This is a genomic window from Aliivibrio fischeri (assembly GCA_038993745.2).
Lineage (GTDB): Bacteria > Pseudomonadota > Gammaproteobacteria > Enterobacterales > Vibrionaceae > Aliivibrio > Aliivibrio fischeri_B.
Genome location: CP160630.1, coordinates 437,024 through 459,024, shown reverse-complemented (window position 1 = coordinate 459,024; position 22,001 = coordinate 437,024). Strand labels below are relative to the sequence as shown.

Genomic DNA, 22,001 nt, shown 5'->3' with positions numbered 1-22,001 from the left:
TTACGCTTAAATATTTCTGAAACTGAAAACTTAAAATTAAAAAAAGTATCTGATCAACAAAAAGACACGGTAGCCAAGTTACAACAAGATGTTTTTCATGACAGTTTAACGAAGCTATATAACGAAGATGGTTTGAATCTACGTTTATAAAAGAGATTTTACCTACGATTAAACACTATCAGTTATTGGTTATTGATATCGATGATTTTAAATCAATAAATGATGAATATTCCCACCTAAAAGGCGATATTGTATTAAAACTAGTTAGTAAAATTTTGCAAAATTCAGTTTCACCTTCTCACTATATACTACGTTATGGAGGAGAAGAGTTTCTTATTATTATTCCTTCTGACGACCTTGAGCATGGGAAAAAAATCGCAGAACAATGCCGATCAGAAATTGCAAATTACGATTGGCGAGATACCCTTAAAGACCGCTCAATTACCGTTAGTATCGGCTTAACATTGAATCGAAATAAAGAAGATCATAAAGCTACGTTTCTTCGTGCAGATAAAGCGCTTTACCAAGCAAAACGCTCCGGAAAAATAAAGTATGCTCTTATTAAACAAATAACTTTTATTAAGGTATAAAAAAAGCTAGCAAACTTGCTAGCTTTTTCCATTCGTCTATATCTTAACGATAAAGACCTAAATCTTTTTGTAAGTGCTCTGATAGTTCAGATGTATATTGTGCAGATACAGTTTGATCTTTACCAAACAAAACATCCACAAGATGAGCAATCAATCCTTTGATACTTACTGAATAGGCCTTCTTTTGTGAAGAAGTAGCGATGTTATTAACGTTCATTGCTGCTTGTGCCATGATTGCCTCACTTAAATTAATCAATTTCAATGAGCGCATAATAAAGCTTAATTTATTGGTCAAAAAATGACTTTTTCTTCAATGTAATATTAGTTTTTCTAATGTAAAAATTACACCAATCAATAACTTAAATTAGCGCATATAGATGCACTTTTCATACACATTAACGAATAAAAAATCAAATTAACATAATTTAAACAATTTACGTTAACCTAAATATGACAATAAAAACTTTTATATCATCAATAAAGGATAAGTTTTATTAACGCTAATAAAAAAGGCTTCCTAATTAATTAGAAAGCCTTTTAAATGTCACCCTGCAAAAGGGACGAAGTAAACAATTAATGCCCAAGCGAACACCCAGCTTACGACTAGCAATTTGTCTGACCAATCACTGTCCATGCTATTACCTATAAAACTGTACAACTCATCTCAGTTATTTAATAGCAATTAGCATGCCACTAAATGATAGCAGTACTGTTTTTATTATATCGATTCAGTGTCATCTTAGTTTTGTTAAATTAGGGTAATGCATTAAATAATCAATGAAGCAATCAGCCATTGAAAGGTTGGTTGTTATCACCTCATCTTCTTTATTGAGTAAAGGAGCGTAACCTTCCTTCCCTTTTATAGTATAAGCTGTTGATGTTCCATAATATATTTGCTCATCTAAAACAGGCTCCCATCCAGAAACCGAGTTAAATATGTCAAACTCGGTAATACGCTGCCCGGTAGGATTACACGCTTCATATTGATAACTTAATTGTGATACATAAGGAAAACTTCCAGATCCACTTCCTATCACTCCATTGTTAGTCGCATTATCTATTGCTCCCTCAATAGCAGCTTTAAGGTATTTACCTTTGATACTATAAATGACAATCGGAATTGCAAATGGCAAAACTTTTCCGGCAATATCGGCATATGTGATGGCTCCTTGGTTTAAACCAGAGCGAACTCCACCAGCATTATGCATAGCAAACTGTACTCTACCATCTACTTGGTGCGCTTTAGAATAAAAGGCCTCCACCACCCAAGGGGCAATATCACTTTGCCCTTTCTCATTTGGCACTCTGCGATGAGCTAAATCCATCGAACTGTGTCCAATCACCTGTTGAGATAGTCGAACAACCTCACCACGATATTTATCGATCAGTAACTCTTCAATTTTTTGATCTTTTGTACAAAATTCAGCGCCTATAAACTCATTCAAAGCGTTGTATATTACTTTTTGTTTTTCTTCATCTACAGGAGCTTCACAAGCTTTATCCTGATAAGCAATATCGTCTAATAGCAACATATTTCGTCCATTAAACGAAATTAACTCACCACTATCTGAATACTCTAAATCACAATAGCCTAACGCTAAAGCATGGCAACCAGCTTGAACTATATAGGTGTTATTTACCTTCTCACCATATAAAGCGATAGTTTCTAAGCCAATACCGGCAAAGTCCCCTTGCAATACATGACTATGCCCACCAATGATAAGATCTATTCCTGAGATAGATTCTGCGAGTTGTTTATCAGCGTCATATCCCAAATGACTAATAATAATGACATTATTAATTCCATTTACTTTTAAATATTCAATGGTTTTTTCCGCAGTTTCAATCGCATTCAAAAATGGTGTATCTGGATCTGGGCTTGCCAATACATCCATTTTATCTATGGTTAAACCAAATACAGCAATATCGACGTTGCCTGCATGTTTAATCATATAATTGGCTATCTCACGCTCTGTATCATAAGACAACACATTATCTTCGTATTTTAGTTTTTGACCTTTGCTTTGGTCTTCCTCACTTAAATCCCAGTTTCCCATTAAAATTGGAAAGTTAACTTGGGAAACAAAATGACTAACTAATTCATTTCCTAAATCAAACTCATGATTACCAAGTACCATACCATCCAACGGTAATTGGTTAAGCAACTCCGCATTGGCCTTGCCTTTATATAGAGAAAAATAGAGTGTCCCTTGAAAGCAATCTCCAGCATGATAAGTCGCAACATTGCCACCTTCTGCTTTCATTTCATCACTAAGTAAAGTCATTTGGTGTGATAGTCGCGAAAAGCCACCACACTTTATATAAAATTTGTCAACGCTTTCACAATTCAAAGCAATTACAGATTCATCAAAATAAGAGTGCGTATCATTAATATGCATAACTCTTAATTTATTGCTTTGCTTATCACTCATCTTCTTTCCCTTTTCGAAGCTTTAAAACTCAATTGCGCAAGCTTCATCAAACAACCTGCCACTATCATATCACTTATTGTTCTTTTTCGTTTTTGAAGATAAAGAAAATTGCACTATCAAAGAAATTTATTCAAAAAAATCAATTCTATAATTGTGATATCCATAATGCTTTACTCTCGTTACATGCTATATAGTTACTTATACAAGTATCTGATGAGGAAGTCATATGCTCTTAGAACGAATAGAAGTTTCAGGATTTCGAGGCATTAAACGCTTATCACTTTCTTTTGAACAACTCACCACTTTGATAGGCGAAAATACATGGGGCAAGTCATCATTGCTTGATGCGCTTTCTATTGCCCTGCCCATTTCAGGCGAATTACATCAATTTACACTTAAAGATTTTCACCAAGACCACTCTATTTCATACACTCAAGACCAACATATTCAAATCATTATTACTTGGCAAACCACAGAAAAAAACGAACATAAAGCGGGTCGCTATAGAAAACTCTCCTCACTGTGGCAACATGATGCAAATAGCAATACACAACGTATTTACTATCGTGTAAGTGCGACAAATAATGATGGAAAGATAACTTCTTCAAGCTCATTTTTAGATAAAGATGGTAATGTGTTACGTTATCACCGTATTGAATGCTTGGTTTATGATCTCATCAAGTTACATCCTGTTATTCGGATCCGAGATTCACGCCGACTTAGCCCTGGCCCTTTTACTGATCACGTTCCCGATGATCGAATTGAGCGACGAATTAATAATACCTGCCGACGCCTATTAACAGCTCCAGGGCAAGTAAGCAGTGGAGAAATAAAAAGCGCCTTACAATCAATGCAATCTCTCGTTGATCATTACTTTTCTTTTAGAAATCATAGACGACATGGTCAACATAAAGTACGTGATGACTTATTCTTTGGACAAAAAGCAGAAGGTGTTTCTTTAAACCAATTTGTGAATCAAAATCAAAGCAAACAGACTAAATTATTATTATTAGGCTTACTTAATACCTACTTACGAGCAAAAGGACCGAATACATTAAAACAATCAGCACGACCTGTCATGATTGTAGAAGATCCAGAAGGTCGTCTTCACCCTACACAATTAATTCAAGCATGGACATTACTCAACCACATTCCCATGCAAAAAATACTCACAACAAACAGCAGTGAATTGCTTAGCGCCGTTCCATTATCATCCATAAGACGTTTAGTTAGAGAGTCTGATTCTACCTCTAGTTACGCCTTAACCCCGACAAGTTTATCTCGTGATGATTTGCGTCGAATTACGTTTCATATTCGATTTCAACGCTCTAATGCTTTATTTGCTCGTTGTTGGCTACTTGTTGAAGGTGAAACTGAAGTATGGTTATTTAATGAAATGGCTCGAATTCTTGGTTATAACCTTGCCGCTGAAGGAGTACAAATCATAGAGTTTGCTCAGTCAGGGTTAAAATCATTAATAAAAATGGCCAAAGCACTTCATATTGAGTGGCATGTGGTTACTGATGGTGATCCAGCTGGGAAAAAATACGCCTTTGCAGTAAAAAACCAGCTCGAAAACGAACATGAGCGTCACCGTTTAACAGAACTACCACATAAAGATATTGAGCATTATTTATATCATCACGGCTTTGAAGAGTTATTCAGAACACTATCAAATATTTCAGCCGATCAACCTGTTCCACCTAAAAAGATCATAGTAAAAACGTTAAAAAAATACGCAAAACCGGATGTCGCATTAGCTATTGTGGAGCATTGCGAAGAAATGGGACCTGAGAGTATTCCTTTATTACTGCGATGGACATTAAAACGTACGGTTACAATGGCAAAAGGACAAGGATAAAAAAACGCCAACAGCATACACTGTTGGCGTTTATGTTTTATAAAGAACTCTTATTTATTACGTCGTGCCGTTACTGAATCAGCTAATTGACGAAGTACTTTTTCAGTATCATCCCAACCAATACAAGCATCTGTAATCGATTGACCATAAGTTTCTACTTTGCCGTTAACTAAATCTTGGCGACCTTCTACTAAATGGCTTTCAATCATGACACCGAAAACAGCATCTTCACCACCTGAGATTTGGCCACAAACATCATCTGCAACAACCATTTGACGTTTAAAGTCTTTTGAACTGTTTGCATGGCTGAAATCAATCATCACTTTTTGCGGTAAACCAGAAGCAGCAAGTTGCTCTTTAACTGGTTTAACGTGCTCTGCGCTGTAGTTCGGCTCTTTACCACCGCGAAGAATGATATGACAATCAGGGTTACCTGCTGTTTCTACAATTGCAGAATGGCCATATTTCGTTACTGATAAAAAGTGGTGTGATGAACCTGCTGAACGAATCGCATCCGTTGCAATCTTGATATTACCATCCGTTCCGTTTTTAAATCCTACCGGGCATGAAAGACCAGAAGACAACTCACGGTGAACTTGAGATTCGGTTGTACGAGCGCCAATTGCTCCCCAACTGATTAGGTCACCCATGTATTGAGGAGTGATCATATCTAAAAATTCACCAGCTGTTGGCAATCCCATATCCGTTAGATCAAGCAACAATTTACGACCAATGCGTAGACCATCATTCAATTTAAATGAATCATCCATATAAGGGTCATTGATTAACCCTTTCCATCCAACTGTGGTACGCGGTTTTTCAAAATAAACACGCATCACTACTTCTAAACGATCACCCAACTCATCACGCAATACTTTTAGCTTTTCACCATACTCTAGTGCCGCTTTTGGATCATGAATAGAACATGGTCCTATAATTACTAAAAGACGGTCATCCTCACCTTGAAGAATATTATGAATAGCTTGACGAGACTGAAACACCGTTTTAGCAGCAGTTTCAGTTGTCGGAAATTTTTCTAGTACAGCAACAGGCGGTAAAAGTTCTTTTACTTGTTTAATTCGTACATCATCAGTTTGATACATTGCTTATTCTTCCATCTCTGTTATACAGGTTATCTTCCTGCATCTTTATTCTCCATTCTGTTAACGTAACGTGTCTTGTTCTGTTGTGCAATGGTTAATTTAATATAACTTACTACTCATACCTCTTTTGACATGAACCACACATAACCTCATTTTTTGCGCAATAAACAATCAAAGAAACAAGAATCACTTCTTTAGTTTAATGAATATGTTACAGTAACTTTGGCTAGTAACTGAAAGGACTAATTGTGACGATAAAAAATACAAAGAGAACAAATGTCATTACTTTTGAAGCTGTTGATAAATTTTACGACCAATTTCATGCTCTAAAAAATATCAACTTAGCCATTCAAGAAGGTGAAAAAGTCGTTATTTGTGGTCCTTCTGGTTCAGGAAAATCTACGCTTATTCGCTGCATTAATGCATTAGAGTCCATCCAGAATGGTCAGCTTTCACTTTTTGATGAGGTGTTATCACCAAAGCACCTTGATAAAGGGAAAATTGGCATGGTATTTCAACACTTTAATCTTTTCCCACATTTAACCGTGTTAGAGAACCTAACCCTATCTCCAATCAAAACGTTAAAACTTTCTAAGGCTCAAGCAAAAGAGCGTGCATTAACGTATTTAAAACGCGTCAATATCGCTGAACAAGCTGATAAGTACCCATCACAGCTTTCTGGTGGCCAACAACAACGCGTCGCTATTGCTCGTTCATTGTGTATGGAACCTAAAATTCTCTTATTTGATGAACCCACTTCTGCTCTTGATCCTGAAATGATCAGTGAGGTGCTTGATGTAATGTCGGATTTAGCTAAAGAAGGCATCACAATGGTTTGTGTTACCCATGAAATGGGATTTGCCAAAAAGGTAGCAGACAGAGTCGTTTTTATGGATGAAGGTGAAATTGTTGAGGTTGCAGAGCCTCTCCAGTTTTTTGAATCCCCGCAACACGCTCGAACTCAACGCTTTTTAAACCAAATATTAAGCTATTAAGATGAATTACTTTACTCGTATTTTTACACCAGTTCTCTCTGCAACTCTTCAGATCGTATTACTTAGTTTAGGTCTTTTTTGGGTTTTGGACAGTGGTGCTCAAGCCATGAACTATCAATGGCAATGGGATCGAGTTCCTGACTTCATTTTCTTTTATGAAGATGGTGAATGGTTTCCTGCAGAACTAATTGAAGGTTTGGTGGTTACTTTAAAAATATCCGCCATCAGTGCGATTGCAACACTTGCTATTGCTCTGGTAACTGCATTATTGCGCCTATCAAACTCCATTGTAGGTAAAACAATATCAACGCTATACATTGAGTTGATCCGTAATACCCCATTATTGGTTCAAATCTATTTATTGTATTTCGTTTTTGGTCCTTTTTTAGGCTTAGAGCGTTTCACTACTGCCGTCTTAGCTTTAGCTTTGTTTCAAGGTGCATATACAGCCGAAATCTTACGTTCAGGTTTAATCAATCTACCTAAAGGACAATTTGAGGCGTGTAAGACATTAGGACTTTCTCAATTCAACAGCTATCGATATGTTGTTTTACCTCAAGTAATTAGAAAAACCTTACCCTCACTAACCAACGAATTAGTTTCCTTAGTTAAAAACTCTTCTATAGTCAGTGTAATGGCTATTTTTGACCTTACTACTGAGGGAAGAAATATTGTATCGGATACAGCCATGCCATTTGAAATTTGGTTTACAGTGGCCGCCATCTATTTAATGATTACATTAAGCCTTTCTGCTTTATCAGCATGGCTAGAATACAGAATGCACAACGCACACTAAGGAGAACAACTCGCATGAAGCACCTATTACTTTCGTTTTTTGGATTAAGTTTACTATTTAGTAGTTCAGTATTTTCCGCAACGACAACCGACAGCACACCCAATTTAGACAAGATTCAAGAGCGTGGTACATTAAAAGTAGGCTTAAGTACTTTTGTTCCATGGGCGATGAGAAATCAACAAGGTGAGTTAATTGGTTTTGAAGTCGATGTGGCAAAGCGTCTTGCTGAAGACTCTGGTTTAAAAGTTGAGTTTATACCTACAGCTTGGGATGGCATTATTCCCTCTCTTATTTCTGGTAAATTTGACGTCATTATCGGTGGATTAACAATTACTGATGAACGTTCAAAAAGTGTTCTGTTTACTATTCCATATTCACACTCAGGTGTACAGGTTGCTGCTAATAAAGAGTTAACGGACGGCTTTACTCGTGAAGATTTCAATTCAAGACGCGTAAAATTTGCAGCACGCCGTGGTTCAATTACCGTTGCAGCTATCAAAGAACACTTTCCAAAAGCAAAAGTTCTACAATTTGATGATGAAGCACAAGCCTTCCAAGAAGTATTAAATGCTAATGCTCACGCCGTAGCAGCATCAACGCCTAAACCAGAATTCGATACGCTTAAACACGCTGATATTCTTTACTTACCATTTAAAGAGCGTTTATCACAAGGCAATGAAGCCTTTGCTGTTCGTTTAGGTGAAGAAGATAAAAAAGCGTATTTTGATGAGTGGATCAAAGCTCGTACCGACGACGGTTGGTTAAAAGAGCGTTACGACTATTGGTTTACAAGCCTAGATTGGCAATCACAAACAGCGAAATAAAAAATGTATCAAAGAGCATCTTTTAGGCTCAATCGATTAGATTGGGGATTACTGATCATTATCATAGGGTTTGTCACTTGGTTATTGACCAAAGACAGTGGTACCTTGGCTTATCATTGGCAGTGGTCTAAAGCCATTCAGCTTTTATTTACTCCAAAAGCGGATGGTTCTCTCCCTTACTTTTTTGATGGTTTGTTTTCAACATTACGTTTAACGTTTTGGGGATGCTCTTTGCCATTTGTTTCGGTATCTTATTAGGCTTAGGACGCCGTTCAAATTTTACGGTGATTAGAGCGTTATCAAATAGCTATATCCAACTGATCAGAAACATTCCACCTTTGGTCTTTATTTTCATATTTTACTTTTTTATTGCCAACCAACTGGTTCCTTTATTAGGTCTTGAGAGCTTATTACGCGAACACTCTGGTGACATTAACTTACTGCAACAATTTCTTTTTGGCTCAGCTAATCTGTGGGAAAACTTAACGGCGGGAGTATTGTGTATTGGTATGATCTCTGCCGCTTATATTGGTGAAGTCGTACGTTCAGGCTTGGATGCAATACCTAAAGGTCAACATGAAGCAGCAAAAACACTGGGGTTATCAACTTGGCATCGATATCGATACATTATTGCCCCGCAAGTATTTAAAGTGATCATTCCACCTCTAGCTGGGCAATGTATCTCTTTAGTTAAAGATTCTTCTATTATCTCTTTAATTTCAATACAAGAGTTAACTTTTGTAGGTACTGAAATCGCGAACTCAAGCGGTATGATTTTTGAAATTTGGATTTTTGTAGCACTTAGTTATTTCGTTCTCTGTTTTATTCTCTCTCAACTATTTAATTACTGGGAACGCCAATAGCTAGCATAACTAAAAAAGCTCAAGAATACTCTTGAGCTTTTATATCAATTTAATTGATAGTTATACGTCAGTTACACTGTAAACTTATTCATTATCTTTTCTTGGCTTTCAACCACACTTACCTGTTCATTAATGGCAACCGCAGCACCTTGTGCCGCTTCATGAACCAATACTGACAAATCTTTAATATTCACGGTCTTTCCATTTATTTCTTCAGCAACATGACTTTGCTCTTCCGCTGCAGAAGCTATATGAATATTCATATCATTAATTTGTTGAATTGTTTCTCTTATCTGAGTTAATGCTTCAGCGGTTTGTTTTGCTTTATCAACGGTAGAATCCGCCCTTTGTTGGCTACTTAGCATTGAAGAAGAAACACTTGCTGCACCTGATTGTAATTGTTCAATCATTGTCGCTATTTCTGTTGTCGATTCTTGCGTACGCTTAGCAAGGGTTCTGACTTCATCAGCAACAACAGCAAAACCACGACCAGCCTCTCCTGCTCTTGCCGATTCTATTGCCGCATTCAGAGCCAGCAAATTGGTTTGCTCTGCAATATCATTGATAACACGCAAAATTGTACCAATGCTGTCCGTCGCTTTTTCTAGTTTTCCAACTTCTTCTACAGCTTGATTAATGTTCGTTGATAGATCAGTAATTTCTTCTGATGTTTGATTTACAACCGTCATACCATGCTCGGTTGCACTGTCCGCTTTTTTGGCATATTCAGCGGCACTTTGTACGTTTCCAGCCACATCAACCGATGTAGCAGCCATCTCATTCATGGCCGTTGCCAGTTGCTCTAACTCCATCATTTGCGTATTCATTGCAGTTTCTGAGTCATTTGCGCCTACTAAGATCTTCTGAGCCCCTTGATTTAATTGGTGACTTAACGCTTTGGTTTCTGTTACTTGAGTTTGAAGATTAATAATAAACTGATTAAAGCCTTCCGCTAGAGGCGCAAATTCAGGATCAATTTTGGTATCCAGTCGCTGTGTTAAATCCGCTTCTCCTGATGCTACGTTCTGAATTGCAGAATTTAATGTTTGAACAGGACGAATAAGATGAGTAATAAACAACAGCATCAAAATAATTGAAACAATAACCGCAATGACTGAATATATTAATGAATCATTTTTTAATTCATTAATTTGTTTAAAAACTTTGCCTTCATCCAGAACAACACCAATCGACCAAGGGTACCCATCAATAGAGGTAAATGAGACGTCATGTGTCGCCCCATTAATCTCTATTGTTTGTAATTTTGAACTTAATTGAATATTTGGTAAGAATGACGCCATAGATTGACCATTATATTGACTATCAGGATGAGCGATAACAATTCCTGCCTTATCAACAATAAATAAGTATCCAGCATCAAATAGTTCAACTTGATTCACTAACTCAGCCAAACTTCCTAAGCTCAAATCGAAAAAAACAGACCCAATAAACTGATTATCTGATTTTACTGCCGTTGCAATTGAAATCAGAATTTCTCCAGTAAGGGCATCCTCGTAAGGCTCTGTGATTATTGTGCCATTTTCTTGCTTTGCGGATTTATACCAACCTCGAGTCCTTGCATCATACCCCTGTGGATCCCACGTTGGATCATTACTAACAAAATCATGCCCATCTTCAAAACCGATGCCTGCGAGTACAAACGCTTTTTTTACTTGAGGTTGGCTTAAGATTGTCTCAAGCGTTTTTGAGTTCAAATCTCTTTCAGCAATTTCTGTTACGTATTCGGCTAATAACGTTTTTCCCGCTAGTTCTGAATTCACCGTTGTGCGTACACCATCAACAATCTCATGAATACTTGATTGAACTTCATGCTCTACTTCTTTTTTCATATTAAGGTATTGAACAGTACTTAATAGAGCCAAAGTCACTGTCATAATAATTGAAAAAGCTAAAATAATTTTGTGTCGAAACTTCATAGAAACATCCTAAATCCGATATTTACATTTACATTTCGAAACATCATGTCATCTAAAATTTGCACAGACCAACAGAATGCAACATTTTTGCAACAGCTGTCTCATTAATAATTTTACATAAAAAAACGGTCAACCTTATAAAGTTGACCGTTTTTATAATAAATAATGATAAAAATATTAATTATTCAATAGCTTGGATTTCTTCTAGTTTAGTCGTATTAACTGTAAACACTCTAAAGATAAAAATCGTGTTCATCATTGATAAAACCACTTCAGAAATAGAAAAAATGAAAGACAATACTGGCGATTGCAAGCCAATTAAACCAAGTCCATATTCTAGTGCCCACATCAAACCAGTAGTAAAACCAAAAATAATAACTAAACCTTTAAATAACACCCAGTAATTGTCTTTTGTATCATGCCAACCCAATTTAATCGCATCATTTGTTTTTTCTTTATAGAGAACACAATAGATCTCTGTAAATGAGAAACGAGCCATCAAATACAAACCTGGTAGAATAAGCGCCATGAACCCCATTAAAATCGCTAATCCCAAAATCATGTTCATCAATACAAACGAAAACCATGTTTTGGCCGGTATTTGATACAGTTGACTAAATGGAACTCTTCTTCCATCAAATGAATAAGCGATATAATAAAGAATCGCTCCTTTATAAAAAGGATAGATAGTCAAAATAAATAGCATATATACTAAAAACTTACCTGGACCATCGTTCTCATTAAAGCTTAATGCTATCCCATTAGTGATAAGCGCGAATGGAAGGACAAGCATACAAAAGGCAATAAAATGCTTTTTGAAGTAGTTGAAACTATCCATCAATAAAACTGATAATGCTGGCATATCTTTCTATCCCTAAGAATAAATATAATAAATAACGGTTATTTAATGAGAATAACAAATATCAAACAAACTAAGAAGTTAATTTTTCTTATCACTTATCGTATAACGTTATGATTCTTAATCATTCTTATACCCTCTCTTCTTATGCAATCGCTGATCGGATTTTGATCCATTGATGATCGCCAAATAAATGAAAGTGTTCTTTCCATATTCAGTTCAGGTACGTTTAATGCGACTAATTCACCGCGTTCAATGTATTTCACTACATCTAAATAAGGTAAACAGCTTAAATATTGTCCATTTGCTACTAATGTTCGTAATACTGGAACGTATTCGTACTCACGCCATACGTCTAAATCAGGAATTTTGCCATGAATAGCACTATCAAAAATAGTTCGTGTTCCTGCACCATGCTCACGTAATACCCATTTTGCTTGCTCTAATTGGGCTAAACTGACTTTTTCATGCTTAGCAAAAGGATGATGAGCTGCTGCAACAATGATCAAATGATCTGTACAAAAAACTTCTTGATGAATTCGGCTATCATCACAGCGCCCTTCGATAATTCCTAGTTCATATTTGTAATCTAATACCCCTTCAATAATACCAGAGGTGTTTTTTACACCTAAAGAGATTCGAATTTCTGGGAAATCATTATCAATATTACTGATAAGGTTTGGAACTAAGTGTTCAGCTGCGGTTTGGCTCGCACCTAATGAGATTTCACCACTGATCAAATGCTGATCATAAAAGCCTAATTCAATCTGTTGTGCATCATGAATCAGCTTTTTAGCTTTAGGACGAAGCCATACACCCCAATGAGTGAGCGCCATTCGTTTTCCGTGACGTTCAAATAATGAACGCCCCAACATTTTTTCTAATTGCGACAACGACATACTGGTAGCTGATTGAGTCAAAGACAATAATTCAGCCGCTTGACTGACGCTTCCTGTTGTCGCTACTGCATCAAAAACTGCCAACTGTTTTAATGAATAACGCATAACCATCTCTTTTATAAGAACTTATTTTGTGTAAATCATACCATTTTAGTTTCATAAGGAAAACTGATATAGAACCTAAAAACAATCAATTTTACCCCAAGCACTTTTGCTCATAATCTAACTGGGCTTAAGCAAGACGGGTTAGCTCATATTCCTTAAGCATTTTTATAACCAATACTTAAGGAGGACAAATGAGTTCTAATCTCAGTCCAAACACAACTGGACAATTTAATCCCAGCGAAATGATGGAACAAGCAGCTTATTACGCACTTGCTAAGTCTAAGAAGCCAACAAGCATGGTAATTGGCTTAGCCATTATGGCTGGTGTCTTTATCGGGATAGCATTCATTTTCTATACAACGGTAACGACAGGCAATACAGAAACTGGTTGGGGTATCAGTCGTTTTGCTGGTGGCTTAGCTTTTAGTTTAGGTTTGATCCTAGTTGTTATCGGTGGCGGTGAATTATTTACAAGCTCGGTTTTATCAGCAATCGCTGTAGCAAATAGACAAATCAGTTTTGGCAAAATGCTAGGGATCTGGGGAAAAGTATATATCGGCAACTTTATTGGTGCTGGTCTATTACTTGCTCTTGTGGTTTCTGCTGGTATGTACCAAAACGACGGTGGTCAATGGGGTTTGAACGCACTAAATATCGCTCAACATAAATTGCACCACCAACCGTTAGAAGCATTTGCTCTGGGTATTTTATGTAATTTATTAGTGTGTTTGGCTGTGTGGTTAACCTTCTGCTCAACCAATATGCTCACTAAAGCAGTAATGGTTATTTTACCTGTTGCAATGTTTGTTAGTAGTGGCTTTGAGCACTGTGTTGCAAACATGTTTATGGTTCCTTTAGGTATTGCGATTCAACAACTTGCTCCGCCTGAGTTTTGGCTTGCAGTCGGTGCAACACCTGAACAATACGCAGACTTAAATATCGTTAATTTTATTACAGCAAACTTAATCCCTGTAACGTTAGGAAATATCGTTGGTGGTGCAGGTCTTGTTGGTTTGGCTTACTGGTCAATCTTCACTCGCCCTCAATTAAAAGCAGTAGAAACATCACAAATTACACCACTATTTACAGATTCAGACTCTAAGGAAATGATCAAAATGAACGCGAACAAAACAGTAAATCAATTTATGGATGTTAACACTTACGTTCTTCAACCAGAAATGCCTGTAGAAGTTGCACTGGATAACCTATTAGACCGCCATCTTTCAGGTGCAATCGTTGTAAACAGTCATAGTGAAGTGGTTGGTTTCTTCTCTGAGCATGATGTATTAGTTGAACTATGGTGTGAAGATTATCTACCAGAAAAAGGTCGTACAGTTGCTGATTTAATGAAAACAGACATCACAAGCATCTCACCTAAAGACACATTATTGCAGTTAGCTGAGTTCTACGCGATTGATAAACCAAAGCTTTACCCAACAACAGACATGGGCATTGCAACAAGCTACAGCACACTATCAATTAATGACCGCGCTCGTGACATGCGTGTATCTAAACCACGTATCTTACCTGTAATTGAAAACAATCAATTAGTTGGCGTTGTTACTCGTGAAGATGTTGTTAGCCAGTTACGCTCTATTTACGGTGAACGTATGGAAGCAGTAAAAGCTGAAGAAGTAGATGCAATCGTAGCTTAAAAAAATAACAACGTACGGTTGGCACATAAAAAGGGCTTCTAATATTAGAAGCCCTTTTCTATTAATTATGACGGTTCTTTATATATGTATCTTGAAGAATATACATGCGCTTAATGTCACTGTATTCTCCATTTACGAAAATCTCTTTAATCAAATGCCCTTCTTCAACAAATCCACATTTTTCATATAAATGAATCGCTTTTTCATTGTTTACCGCAACGTGCAAATAAACTTTATGTAAATTCAAAATAGTAAATGCGTAATTTAAGGCTTTATTGATTAATCCACGCGCATAACCACAACCTTGAAAATCTGGTGCGATGATAATTTGAAATTCAGCATTACGGTGAATGGAGTTAATTTCAACTAATTCCACTAAACCAATTGATTGTTGCTGTGCATTTTCAGCGATAAAACGACGCTCATTACTATCATGAATATGCTTACGAAATAGGTCTTCGAGTTCGTAATACGATTCATACGGTTCTTCAAACCAGTATGACATAATTGATCTATTGTTGTTCAGTTGGTGAATAAAACGAAGATCGGTTTGCTCAAGAGCACGTAATCGGATTTCATTATCCATGTTATTTTCCATTTATGAATAAAAAGAGTATTCACAGCAGTCAATATCGCAAGCCCTGCTGATTTTTCAAAAAATATCACTATTTATTGAAAACAGAAACAACTATTTCACTTATAAATAATTAAATCATCATCGCCTATTTGCCTACTCTAATCATGTAGTTAAGATATTAACGGCACACTACTATTGCCTTTATATACTTTTTTATAAGCTTGAAACAATATAAAACCATTTTATGCAGACATAAAAAAACCGAGCTACATGAGCTCGGTTTTTATTTTGATTATTTGCTAAGGATTAACCTTCGCTACGCTCGCTGCGACCACGGCCACGGCCGCCTGGTGCACGCTCGCCACGGTGACTACCACGGTGATCACCACCTTTGTTGCGATCGAAACGACGCTCGCCACCACGGCCACCTTCACGGTTTTCACGATTACCACGGTAACCGCCACGGCCATTGCCACCACGGTTATCATCACGACCACCACCAGTGCGAGGACGACGTTCGATTGTTAGGTCAACACCTTCAACAACAACTGCTTTTGTCTCGTTTTGACGAATACGTAGTTTCTTAAGTTTACCAGCAACATCTGCAGACATTTTCTTAGGAAGTTGTACGTATGTGTGGCCAGGAGCAAGTTTAATTGCACCGATAGAACCTTTTGTGAAACCAAGTTCGTTAGCTAGAGCACCTACGATGTCTTTAACTTGAACGCCTTGCTCACGACCTACTTCTAATTGGTATGTATCGAAGTCATCGTTATTGTATTGACGACGTTCACCACGCTCAGGACGATCACCACGGCCACCGCGCTCACCACGTTCGCCACGATCAGAACGACGATTCTTAGCACGTTCCATAGCAGCGATCATTGGGTCTGGACCTTTGTAGAATAAAGGACGCTTGCCTTGCTGACGCTTAAGTAGCATTGCAGCAATTGTAGTTGCATCGATTTCTAGTGTTTCTTGAAGTTTATTGATTAGATCAGTAAACGCATCAAGAGCAACAAATTCTTTATCCGCTTGAAGTTCAGCAGCTAAAGCAGCTAAACGACATTCTGCAACTTGGTCACGATGTGGAAGTTGAATTTCTTCCATTGTTGACTTAGTTACACGCTCGATTGTACGAAGCATACGCATTTGGTTTGTGCGAACTAGAAGGATCGCTTTACCTTTACGTCCAGCACGACCTGTACGACCGATACGGTGGATGTAAGATTCAACATCAAATGGGATATCGTAGTTAAATACGTGAGTAATACGTGGAACATCAAGACCACGTGCAACTACGTCAGTAGCAACTAGGATATCGATAACGCCGTTTTTGATGTTATCAACAGTACGTTCACGTTGAGACTGAGGGATATCACCGTGCAGTGCAGCAGCTTTAAAGCCACGAGCAGATAACCAATCAGCTAGACGCTCAGTATCTTGACGAGTACGAACGAATACGATTGACGCATCAGTTTCTTCAGTTTCAAGTAGACGAGACATTGCTTCGTCTTTTTCTACGCCTTTAACAACCCAGAAGTTTTGCTCTACTTTATCAACCGTGTGGTTAGTACCAGCAACGTCTACACGAGCAGGTTCACGTAGGTAACGATCAACGATTGTTTTAACCATTGGAGGCATAGTTGCAGAGAAAAGGATACGTTGAGCTGTATCTGGTGCTTTTTCAAGAATCCAAGTTACATCATCAACAAAACCCATTTTAAGCATTTCATCTGCTTCATCTAGGATGAACGTATGAACTTCGCCTAGGTTTAGACGGTCACGATTTAGTAAATCTTTAACACGGCCAGGAGTACCAACGATGATATGAGCACCGCGACTTAGAGCACGCATTTGATCAACGATAGATGCACCACCGTAGATCTCTAAAACTTTAAGACCCTTGATGTTACGACCAAGGTTTTTAACTTCAGCAGCAACCTGAATAGCAAGTTCACGAGTTGGAGCCATGATAATTGCTTGTGGGTTATGTTGCTTAAGATTGATTTTGTTTAATAGTGGTAAAGAGAATGCAGCTGTTTTACCAGTACCTGTTTGCGCTTTACCAAGAGCATCACGGCCTTCTAGAAGTAGAGGAATCGAAGCTGCTTGAATAGGAGTTGGAGCTACAAAGCCCATATCATCAAGTGCAGATAAGATTGATTCGTCTAAAGCCAGTTGGCGAAATTCAGTAATAGATTCTGACATTGGGATCCCAATAATTAATCATATAAAAAAGGTCCCATTTGCTCAGCAAGTTCCATACACACACACAAGCTCTCGGGACAGGACAGGTCAATTCCACTCAATTATAGAAAGTGGATTAACTCAGGGCGCGCATAATGCCCTAATACGGCAAGAATTACCAGAAAAAATTGAGCGAGTTCACAAATTTAGCTTCATTTTCTTAGATTTGGTAGTTTTTTGTACTTTAAATGTTCTTTTTTGTACATTTCGTCCAAGTTTTCTAGTAATCAATTAGGTGCAATAGTAAAATTACTTCGTTATTTCTCTATTATAATGAAGGCTCATGTTTCAAGATAACCCACTACTTGCGCAATTGAAGCAGCAAATACAAGAAAAACTTCCAAAAAAAGAAGGCACTATTAAAGCAACTGAACGTGGCTTTGGCTTCTTAGAATCAGATGATAAGAAAAAAAGCATCTTTATCCCACCAGCACAAATGAAAAAAGTTATGCATGGTGACAAAGTAGTGGCTCTTATTCGTACAGAGAATGAAAAAGAGCAAGCAGAACCAGATCAATTAATCGAACAATCAATTACCCGGTTCATTGGCCGTATTCAGATGTTTAAAAAACGTCTACAAGTAATGCCTGATCACCCTAGTTTAAAAAATGCTATTAAGGCAAAAACTCGCAAAGGCGTAAACCCAGAGACACTTAAAGAAGGTGACTGGGTTGTTGCAGAGTTAACTCAACACCCATTAAAAGGGGATCAAGGCTTTCAATGTGATATTACCCATAAAATCACTGACAGCGATGACAAAATTGCACCTTGGTGGGTAACTCTAGCTCAAAACGATTTACCTAACTCAGAGCCTGAAGGTATTGAACATTGGGAAATCAAAGACGACGCTGATTTAGTTCGTGTCGATATGACAGCAACCCCATTCGTAACCATTGATGGCGAATCAACCAAAGACATGGATGATGCGTTATATATCAAAAAGCTTGAAAATGGTTCATTTGAACTAACTATTGCTATTGCAGATCCTACCGCTTATATCACACCAGATGACAGTATGGATAAAGTGGCACGTGAACGTGGTTATACGATCTACCTACCAGGTCGTAATATTCCTATGTTACCTCGTGATTTAAGTGATGAGTTATGTTCTTTAATTGAAGGCCAAGAACGCCCTGCTCTTTGCTGTACAGTATTGGTTGATGCAAACGGCAATATCCAAGAAGACAGCATCAACTTTTTTGCAGCAACGATCAAATCACACGCTCGTTTAGCTTATGACCATGTTTCTGATTTCTTAGAAACGGGCTCTTGTGATAAATGGCAACCAAATGACACCATCGCACAAGTAGTAACGGAGCTGTATGAGTTTGCTCAAGTACGTACAACTTGGAGAGAAACTCACGCGGTTATTTTCCCAGATCGTCCTGATTACCGTTTTGAATTAAGCGAAGACAACGATGTTATCGCTATTCATGCTGATATGCGCCGTACAGCGAACAAGCTTGTTGAAGAAGCAATGGTAACGGCAAACATTTGTGCAGGTAAAACATTACGTGCAGCATTTAATATGGGCGTATTTAACTCTCATGCTGGTATCAAATCTGACAAATTAAAAGACGTTGTTGAAATTGTTAATCAATTAGATGGTGTCGAATTTACGGAAGAACAAATTTCTACCCTTGAAGGCTTCAGTGAATTACGCCGTCTATTAGGAAAGCAACCAACGTCTTATTTAGATGCGCGTATTCGTAAATTCCAAACCTACAGCGAGACAGGTAATGAACCACTACCTCACTACGCTATGGGATTAGATATTTACGCAACATGGACTTCTCCAATCCGTAAGTACAGCGATATGATTAATCATCGTATGCTTAAAGCTCACATTTTAGGAAAAGAGCCTGTTCAACGCCCTGATGATATCGTTGGAGAAGAACTAGCACTTAGCCGCCGCTTCCATCGTATGGCAGAACGAAATGTAAGTGATTGGTTATACTGCAGAACATTAGCATCAGAAGTTGAAAAAGAGACTAAATACACTGCTGAAATTTTTGATATTAATCGTGCAGGTATGCGTGTACGTTTAATTGAAAATGGCGCAGCAGCATTTATTCCGGGTTCATTAATCGTTGATAATAAAGAACGTATCGAATGCAATGCTGACCAAGGCATTATCTCTATTGATAAACATGAAACGTTTAAACTTGGCGATCAACTTCCAGTTGTATTAGCTGAAGTGAAAGAAGACACTCGTAATATGGTTGCGAAACCACTTCAGGCTTTTCCTGCTCCAGAACCAGAAGAAACACCTGTTGTTGAAAATGAAGATGCAACAACAAATGCAACTACAAGTGCAGACGCATAAGTAACCTTTTTATTTAGAACAAACAAAAACCCATACTTTATAGTATGGGTTTTCTTTTTATTACTTAGCACTAATCTAAATTCAATTTGCCTGAAAATGGATCTTCTTCGTCCTCTAACTCGAAACGATCTTTAGGGCGATATATCACAATATCATCAAAGTCATCTTTTCTTTCTCTTCTATCATTTGCGATCATTTTTTCCGCATTTTCAACCGCAGCTGCAACCATTTCGTCATATTGCATTAATTTTTCTGAGAAGTTGCCGCTAACATATCCAAGCTATAACGAATATAAAGTGTAGGAAGTTGATTAAGTGCAATGCACTTCATGTCAGCGATTTGATCAAGCGTATAAATCTGGTGGAATTCCAATGCAAAAAATCGTTTATTGACGAGAACTTCCATATAATTATGAATGTTTGATTCCATAGAGGCACCTTATTGTTGTTTAATGCATTAAGTGTATCGTAAGCATATGAATAGAGTCACGTTATTGATAGAATAACAAATTGTCTCATCAGTTCAGTGACACACTCTTTCTTTTTTAGTTTTATAGGATTAGTTAAAAAAATAATGTCTTTTAACCTTCTCAGCCATCCTTTATTTAAATTATTGCTCCCTATTATCATAGTTGTATCTGTGATTACTGGAATGGATGGCATAATCCAACTCTCATCTGAGAATCAAGGGTTCTCCTATATACTGCCCTATATTGTATTATCTATCGTTTTACTACTAAGTCAGCCTTTTAACCAAGGACGAATTGGTATGATAGCGATAAGTATGGCTATTGCTTATTGGATAATTCAAGAAAGGTTGCAAGTACCATTATCATACGGTACGACACGAATTGAATTTACATTAACCGCCTTTTTATTACCTATCTGCATGATGGCTACATTTATTTTCCCTGAACGTCGAATTTTCTCTAAGTTCGGTGCGGGTTATTTATGCATATTACTCTTCATGTTTTTCTGGTGCTGGATAATAACGGTACACTTTGCTGATAATGACATGACTGAAATATGGCAAACCTATTTGCTCAATATTCCAGAAATCTCACCTCTGCCTGTTATTGTTGTTCTTTATAGTATTGTAATGTGTGGCTTATCCGCTATTTTCGTTTTAACTCGAAGTAACAATACGGATCTGGCGTCTTACACGTGCTTACTTTATTCATCACTGACTTTTTCATTATTTAGTGTTGATTACATCTCAAGCACGATGTTTTCAATTGCTGGCTTACTTCTGCTTCTTTACATTATTTCAGCAAGCCATGAATTGGCGTTTATCGATCAGTTAACTGGGATTCCGGGGCGACGAGCTCTAGAATCTGAAATGAAACACCTTGGTCGCACCTACACCATTGCAATGCTTGATGTCGACCATTTTAAAAAGTTTAATGATACTTATGGACACGATACTGGTGATGACGTGCTTAAGTTAGTTGCCAGTATCATGGCTCAAACTGGTGGTAACGCGAAAGTTTATCGTTATGGTGGCGAAGAATTTACGGTTTTATTTAAAGGTAAAACAGCGAAGCAAAGTTTAGAATATCTTGAAGAGTTACGAGAAGACATCGCTGATTATGATTTAATTATTCGTGATACTTCTACTCGTCCTAAAGATAACAAAGAAGGACAAGCTAAGCGTGGTAAAGCGAATAAAACAAAAGTCGTAAACGTAACCATTAGTATTGGTGTTGCCGATAGCGAAGATTTAAGAAAGCCACAGCTAGTTATTAAAGCTGCCGACGAAGCGTTATACAGAGCCAAAGAAGGCGGACGTAACTGCGTCAGCGAATAACCAACCCAGTATAAAAAACAAACAAAAAACCGACTCATTTGCTTATAGTCGGTTTTTTTGTTTCTAAAAACTTATTAACCTTGCGTATTGTTCTTACAAATGCCAAACTCAAGTTATTAAAAA

Annotated in this window: 18 protein-coding genes and 1 pseudogene; 9 read left to right on the top strand and 10 right to left on the bottom strand. The window is 37.4% G+C overall.

Features of this window, described 5'->3' with window-relative positions; all coding sequences use genetic code 11:
- Positions 1-185 precede the first annotated feature (185 nt).
- Complete coding sequence (locus AAFX60_016090) at positions 186-590, top strand: GGDEF domain-containing protein (protein ID XDF79918.1); 405 nt, start codon at positions 186-188, stop codon at positions 588-590.
- Positions 591-633: 43 nt separating this feature from the next.
- Here AAFX60_016090 and AAFX60_016085 read toward each other — a convergent pair whose 3' ends face one another.
- Positions 634-822 carry a hypothetical protein gene (locus AAFX60_016085; GenBank protein XDF80149.1) on the bottom strand — a complete coding sequence of 63 codons (189 nt, stop codon included), beginning with the start codon at positions 820-822 and terminating at the stop codon, positions 634-636.
- Between the two features lie 502 nt (positions 823-1,324).
- Positions 1,325-3,022 (bottom strand): bifunctional UDP-sugar hydrolase/5'-nucleotidase, encoded by a 1,698-nt coding sequence (locus AAFX60_016080; protein ID XDF79917.1) that lies wholly within the window; start codon positions 3,020-3,022, stop codon positions 1,325-1,327.
- 226 nt (positions 3,023-3,248) lie between these two features.
- On the opposite strand from AAFX60_016080, the gene AAFX60_016075 reads away from it, so the two are divergent.
- Positions 3,249-4,883: an ATP-dependent endonuclease gene (locus AAFX60_016075; protein ID XDF79916.1), complete on the top strand. Its 1,635-nt coding sequence runs from the start codon at positions 3,249-3,251 to the stop codon at positions 4,881-4,883.
- Positions 4,884-4,933: 50 nt separating this feature from the next.
- Here the strand turns inward: AAFX60_016075 and aroG are convergent, their stop codons facing one another.
- Entirely contained in the window at positions 4,934-5,986 is a 1,053-nt protein-coding gene (gene aroG / locus AAFX60_016070) for a 3-deoxy-7-phosphoheptulonate synthase AroG (GenBank protein ID XDF79915.1), read from the bottom strand.
- A gap of 248 nt (positions 5,987-6,234) precedes the next feature.
- On the opposite strand from aroG, the gene AAFX60_016065 reads away from it, so the two are divergent.
- The 4 genes and pseudogenes from AAFX60_016065 (at position 6,235) to AAFX60_016050 (ending at position 9,464) form a co-directional block, all read left to right on the top strand.
- Positions 6,235-6,981, top strand: a complete 747-nt coding sequence (locus tag AAFX60_016065) for an amino acid ABC transporter ATP-binding protein (protein ID XDF79914.1) — start codon at positions 6,235-6,237, stop codon at positions 6,979-6,981.
- 1 nt (position 6,982) lies between these two features.
- The gene (locus AAFX60_016060; GenBank protein XDF79913.1) at positions 6,983-7,777 is read left to right on the top strand and encodes an amino acid ABC transporter permease; all 795 of its coding nucleotides are present in this window, start codon (positions 6,983-6,985) and stop codon (positions 7,775-7,777) included.
- A gap of 14 nt (positions 7,778-7,791) precedes the next feature.
- Positions 7,792-8,601 carry a transporter substrate-binding domain-containing protein gene (locus AAFX60_016055; GenBank protein ID XDF79912.1) on the top strand — a complete coding sequence of 270 codons (810 nt, stop codon included), beginning with the start codon at positions 7,792-7,794 and terminating at the stop codon, positions 8,599-8,601.
- A gap of 3 nt (positions 8,602-8,604) precedes the next feature.
- Positions 8,605-9,464, top strand: a pseudogene (locus tag AAFX60_016050) (amino acid ABC transporter permease).
- A 71-nt stretch (positions 9,465-9,535) separates the two neighbouring features.
- On the opposite strand, the gene AAFX60_016045 reads toward AAFX60_016050, so the two are convergent.
- The 3 genes from AAFX60_016045 to AAFX60_016035 form a co-directional block, all read right to left on the bottom strand.
- Positions 9,536-11,401, bottom strand: coding sequence for a methyl-accepting chemotaxis protein (locus tag AAFX60_016045; GenBank protein ID XDF79911.1), 1,866 nt, complete (start codon positions 11,399-11,401; stop codon positions 9,536-9,538).
- A gap of 181 nt (positions 11,402-11,582) precedes the next feature.
- A complete protein-coding gene (locus AAFX60_016040; GenBank protein ID XDF79910.1) occupies positions 11,583-12,263 on the bottom strand; it encodes a hypothetical protein in 681 nt (226 codons plus the stop codon).
- A 95-nt stretch (positions 12,264-12,358) separates the two neighbouring features.
- Positions 12,359-13,264, bottom strand: a complete 906-nt coding sequence (locus AAFX60_016035; protein ID XDF79909.1) for a LysR substrate-binding domain-containing protein — start codon at positions 13,262-13,264, stop codon at positions 12,359-12,361.
- A gap of 191 nt (positions 13,265-13,455) precedes the next feature.
- Here AAFX60_016035 and focA point away from each other — a divergent pair, with 191 nt between their 5' ends.
- Positions 13,456-14,919 (top strand): formate transporter FocA, encoded by a 1,464-nt coding sequence (gene focA, locus AAFX60_016030; protein XDF79908.1) that lies wholly within the window; start codon positions 13,456-13,458, stop codon positions 14,917-14,919.
- A 61-nt stretch (positions 14,920-14,980) separates the two neighbouring features.
- On the opposite strand, the gene speG is transcribed toward focA, so the two are convergent.
- Positions 14,981-15,505: a spermidine N1-acetyltransferase gene (gene speG / locus AAFX60_016025; protein ID XDF79907.1), complete on the bottom strand. Its 525-nt coding sequence runs from the start codon at positions 15,503-15,505 to the stop codon at positions 14,981-14,983.
- 297 nt (positions 15,506-15,802) lie between these two features.
- The gene (locus AAFX60_016020) at positions 15,803-17,707 is read right to left on the bottom strand and encodes a DEAD/DEAH box helicase (protein ID XDF79906.1); all 1,905 of its coding nucleotides are present in this window, start codon (positions 17,705-17,707) and stop codon (positions 15,803-15,805) included.
- A gap of 322 nt (positions 17,708-18,029) precedes the next feature.
- On the opposite strand from AAFX60_016020, the gene AAFX60_016015 reads away from it, so the two are divergent.
- Entirely contained in the window at positions 18,030-20,072 is a 2,043-nt protein-coding gene (locus tag AAFX60_016015) for an exoribonuclease II (protein ID XDF79905.1), read from the top strand.
- Positions 20,073-20,142: 70 nt separating this feature from the next.
- Here AAFX60_016015 and AAFX60_016010 read toward each other — a convergent pair whose 3' ends face one another.
- Positions 20,143-20,316, bottom strand: coding sequence for a hypothetical protein (locus tag AAFX60_016010; protein XDF79904.1), 174 nt, complete (start codon positions 20,314-20,316; stop codon positions 20,143-20,145).
- Positions 20,316-20,501: a late competence development ComFB family protein gene (locus AAFX60_016005; protein ID XDF79903.1), complete on the bottom strand. Its 186-nt coding sequence runs from the start codon at positions 20,499-20,501 to the stop codon at positions 20,316-20,318. The genes AAFX60_016010 and AAFX60_016005 overlap by 1 nt, the downstream gene beginning before the upstream one ends.
- Positions 20,502-20,645: 144 nt before the next feature.
- On the opposite strand from AAFX60_016005, the gene AAFX60_016000 reads away from it, so the two are divergent.
- The gene (locus AAFX60_016000; protein ID XDF79902.1) at positions 20,646-21,878 is read left to right on the top strand and encodes a GGDEF domain-containing protein; all 1,233 of its coding nucleotides are present in this window, start codon (positions 20,646-20,648) and stop codon (positions 21,876-21,878) included.
- Positions 21,879-22,001: the final 123 nt, after the last annotated feature.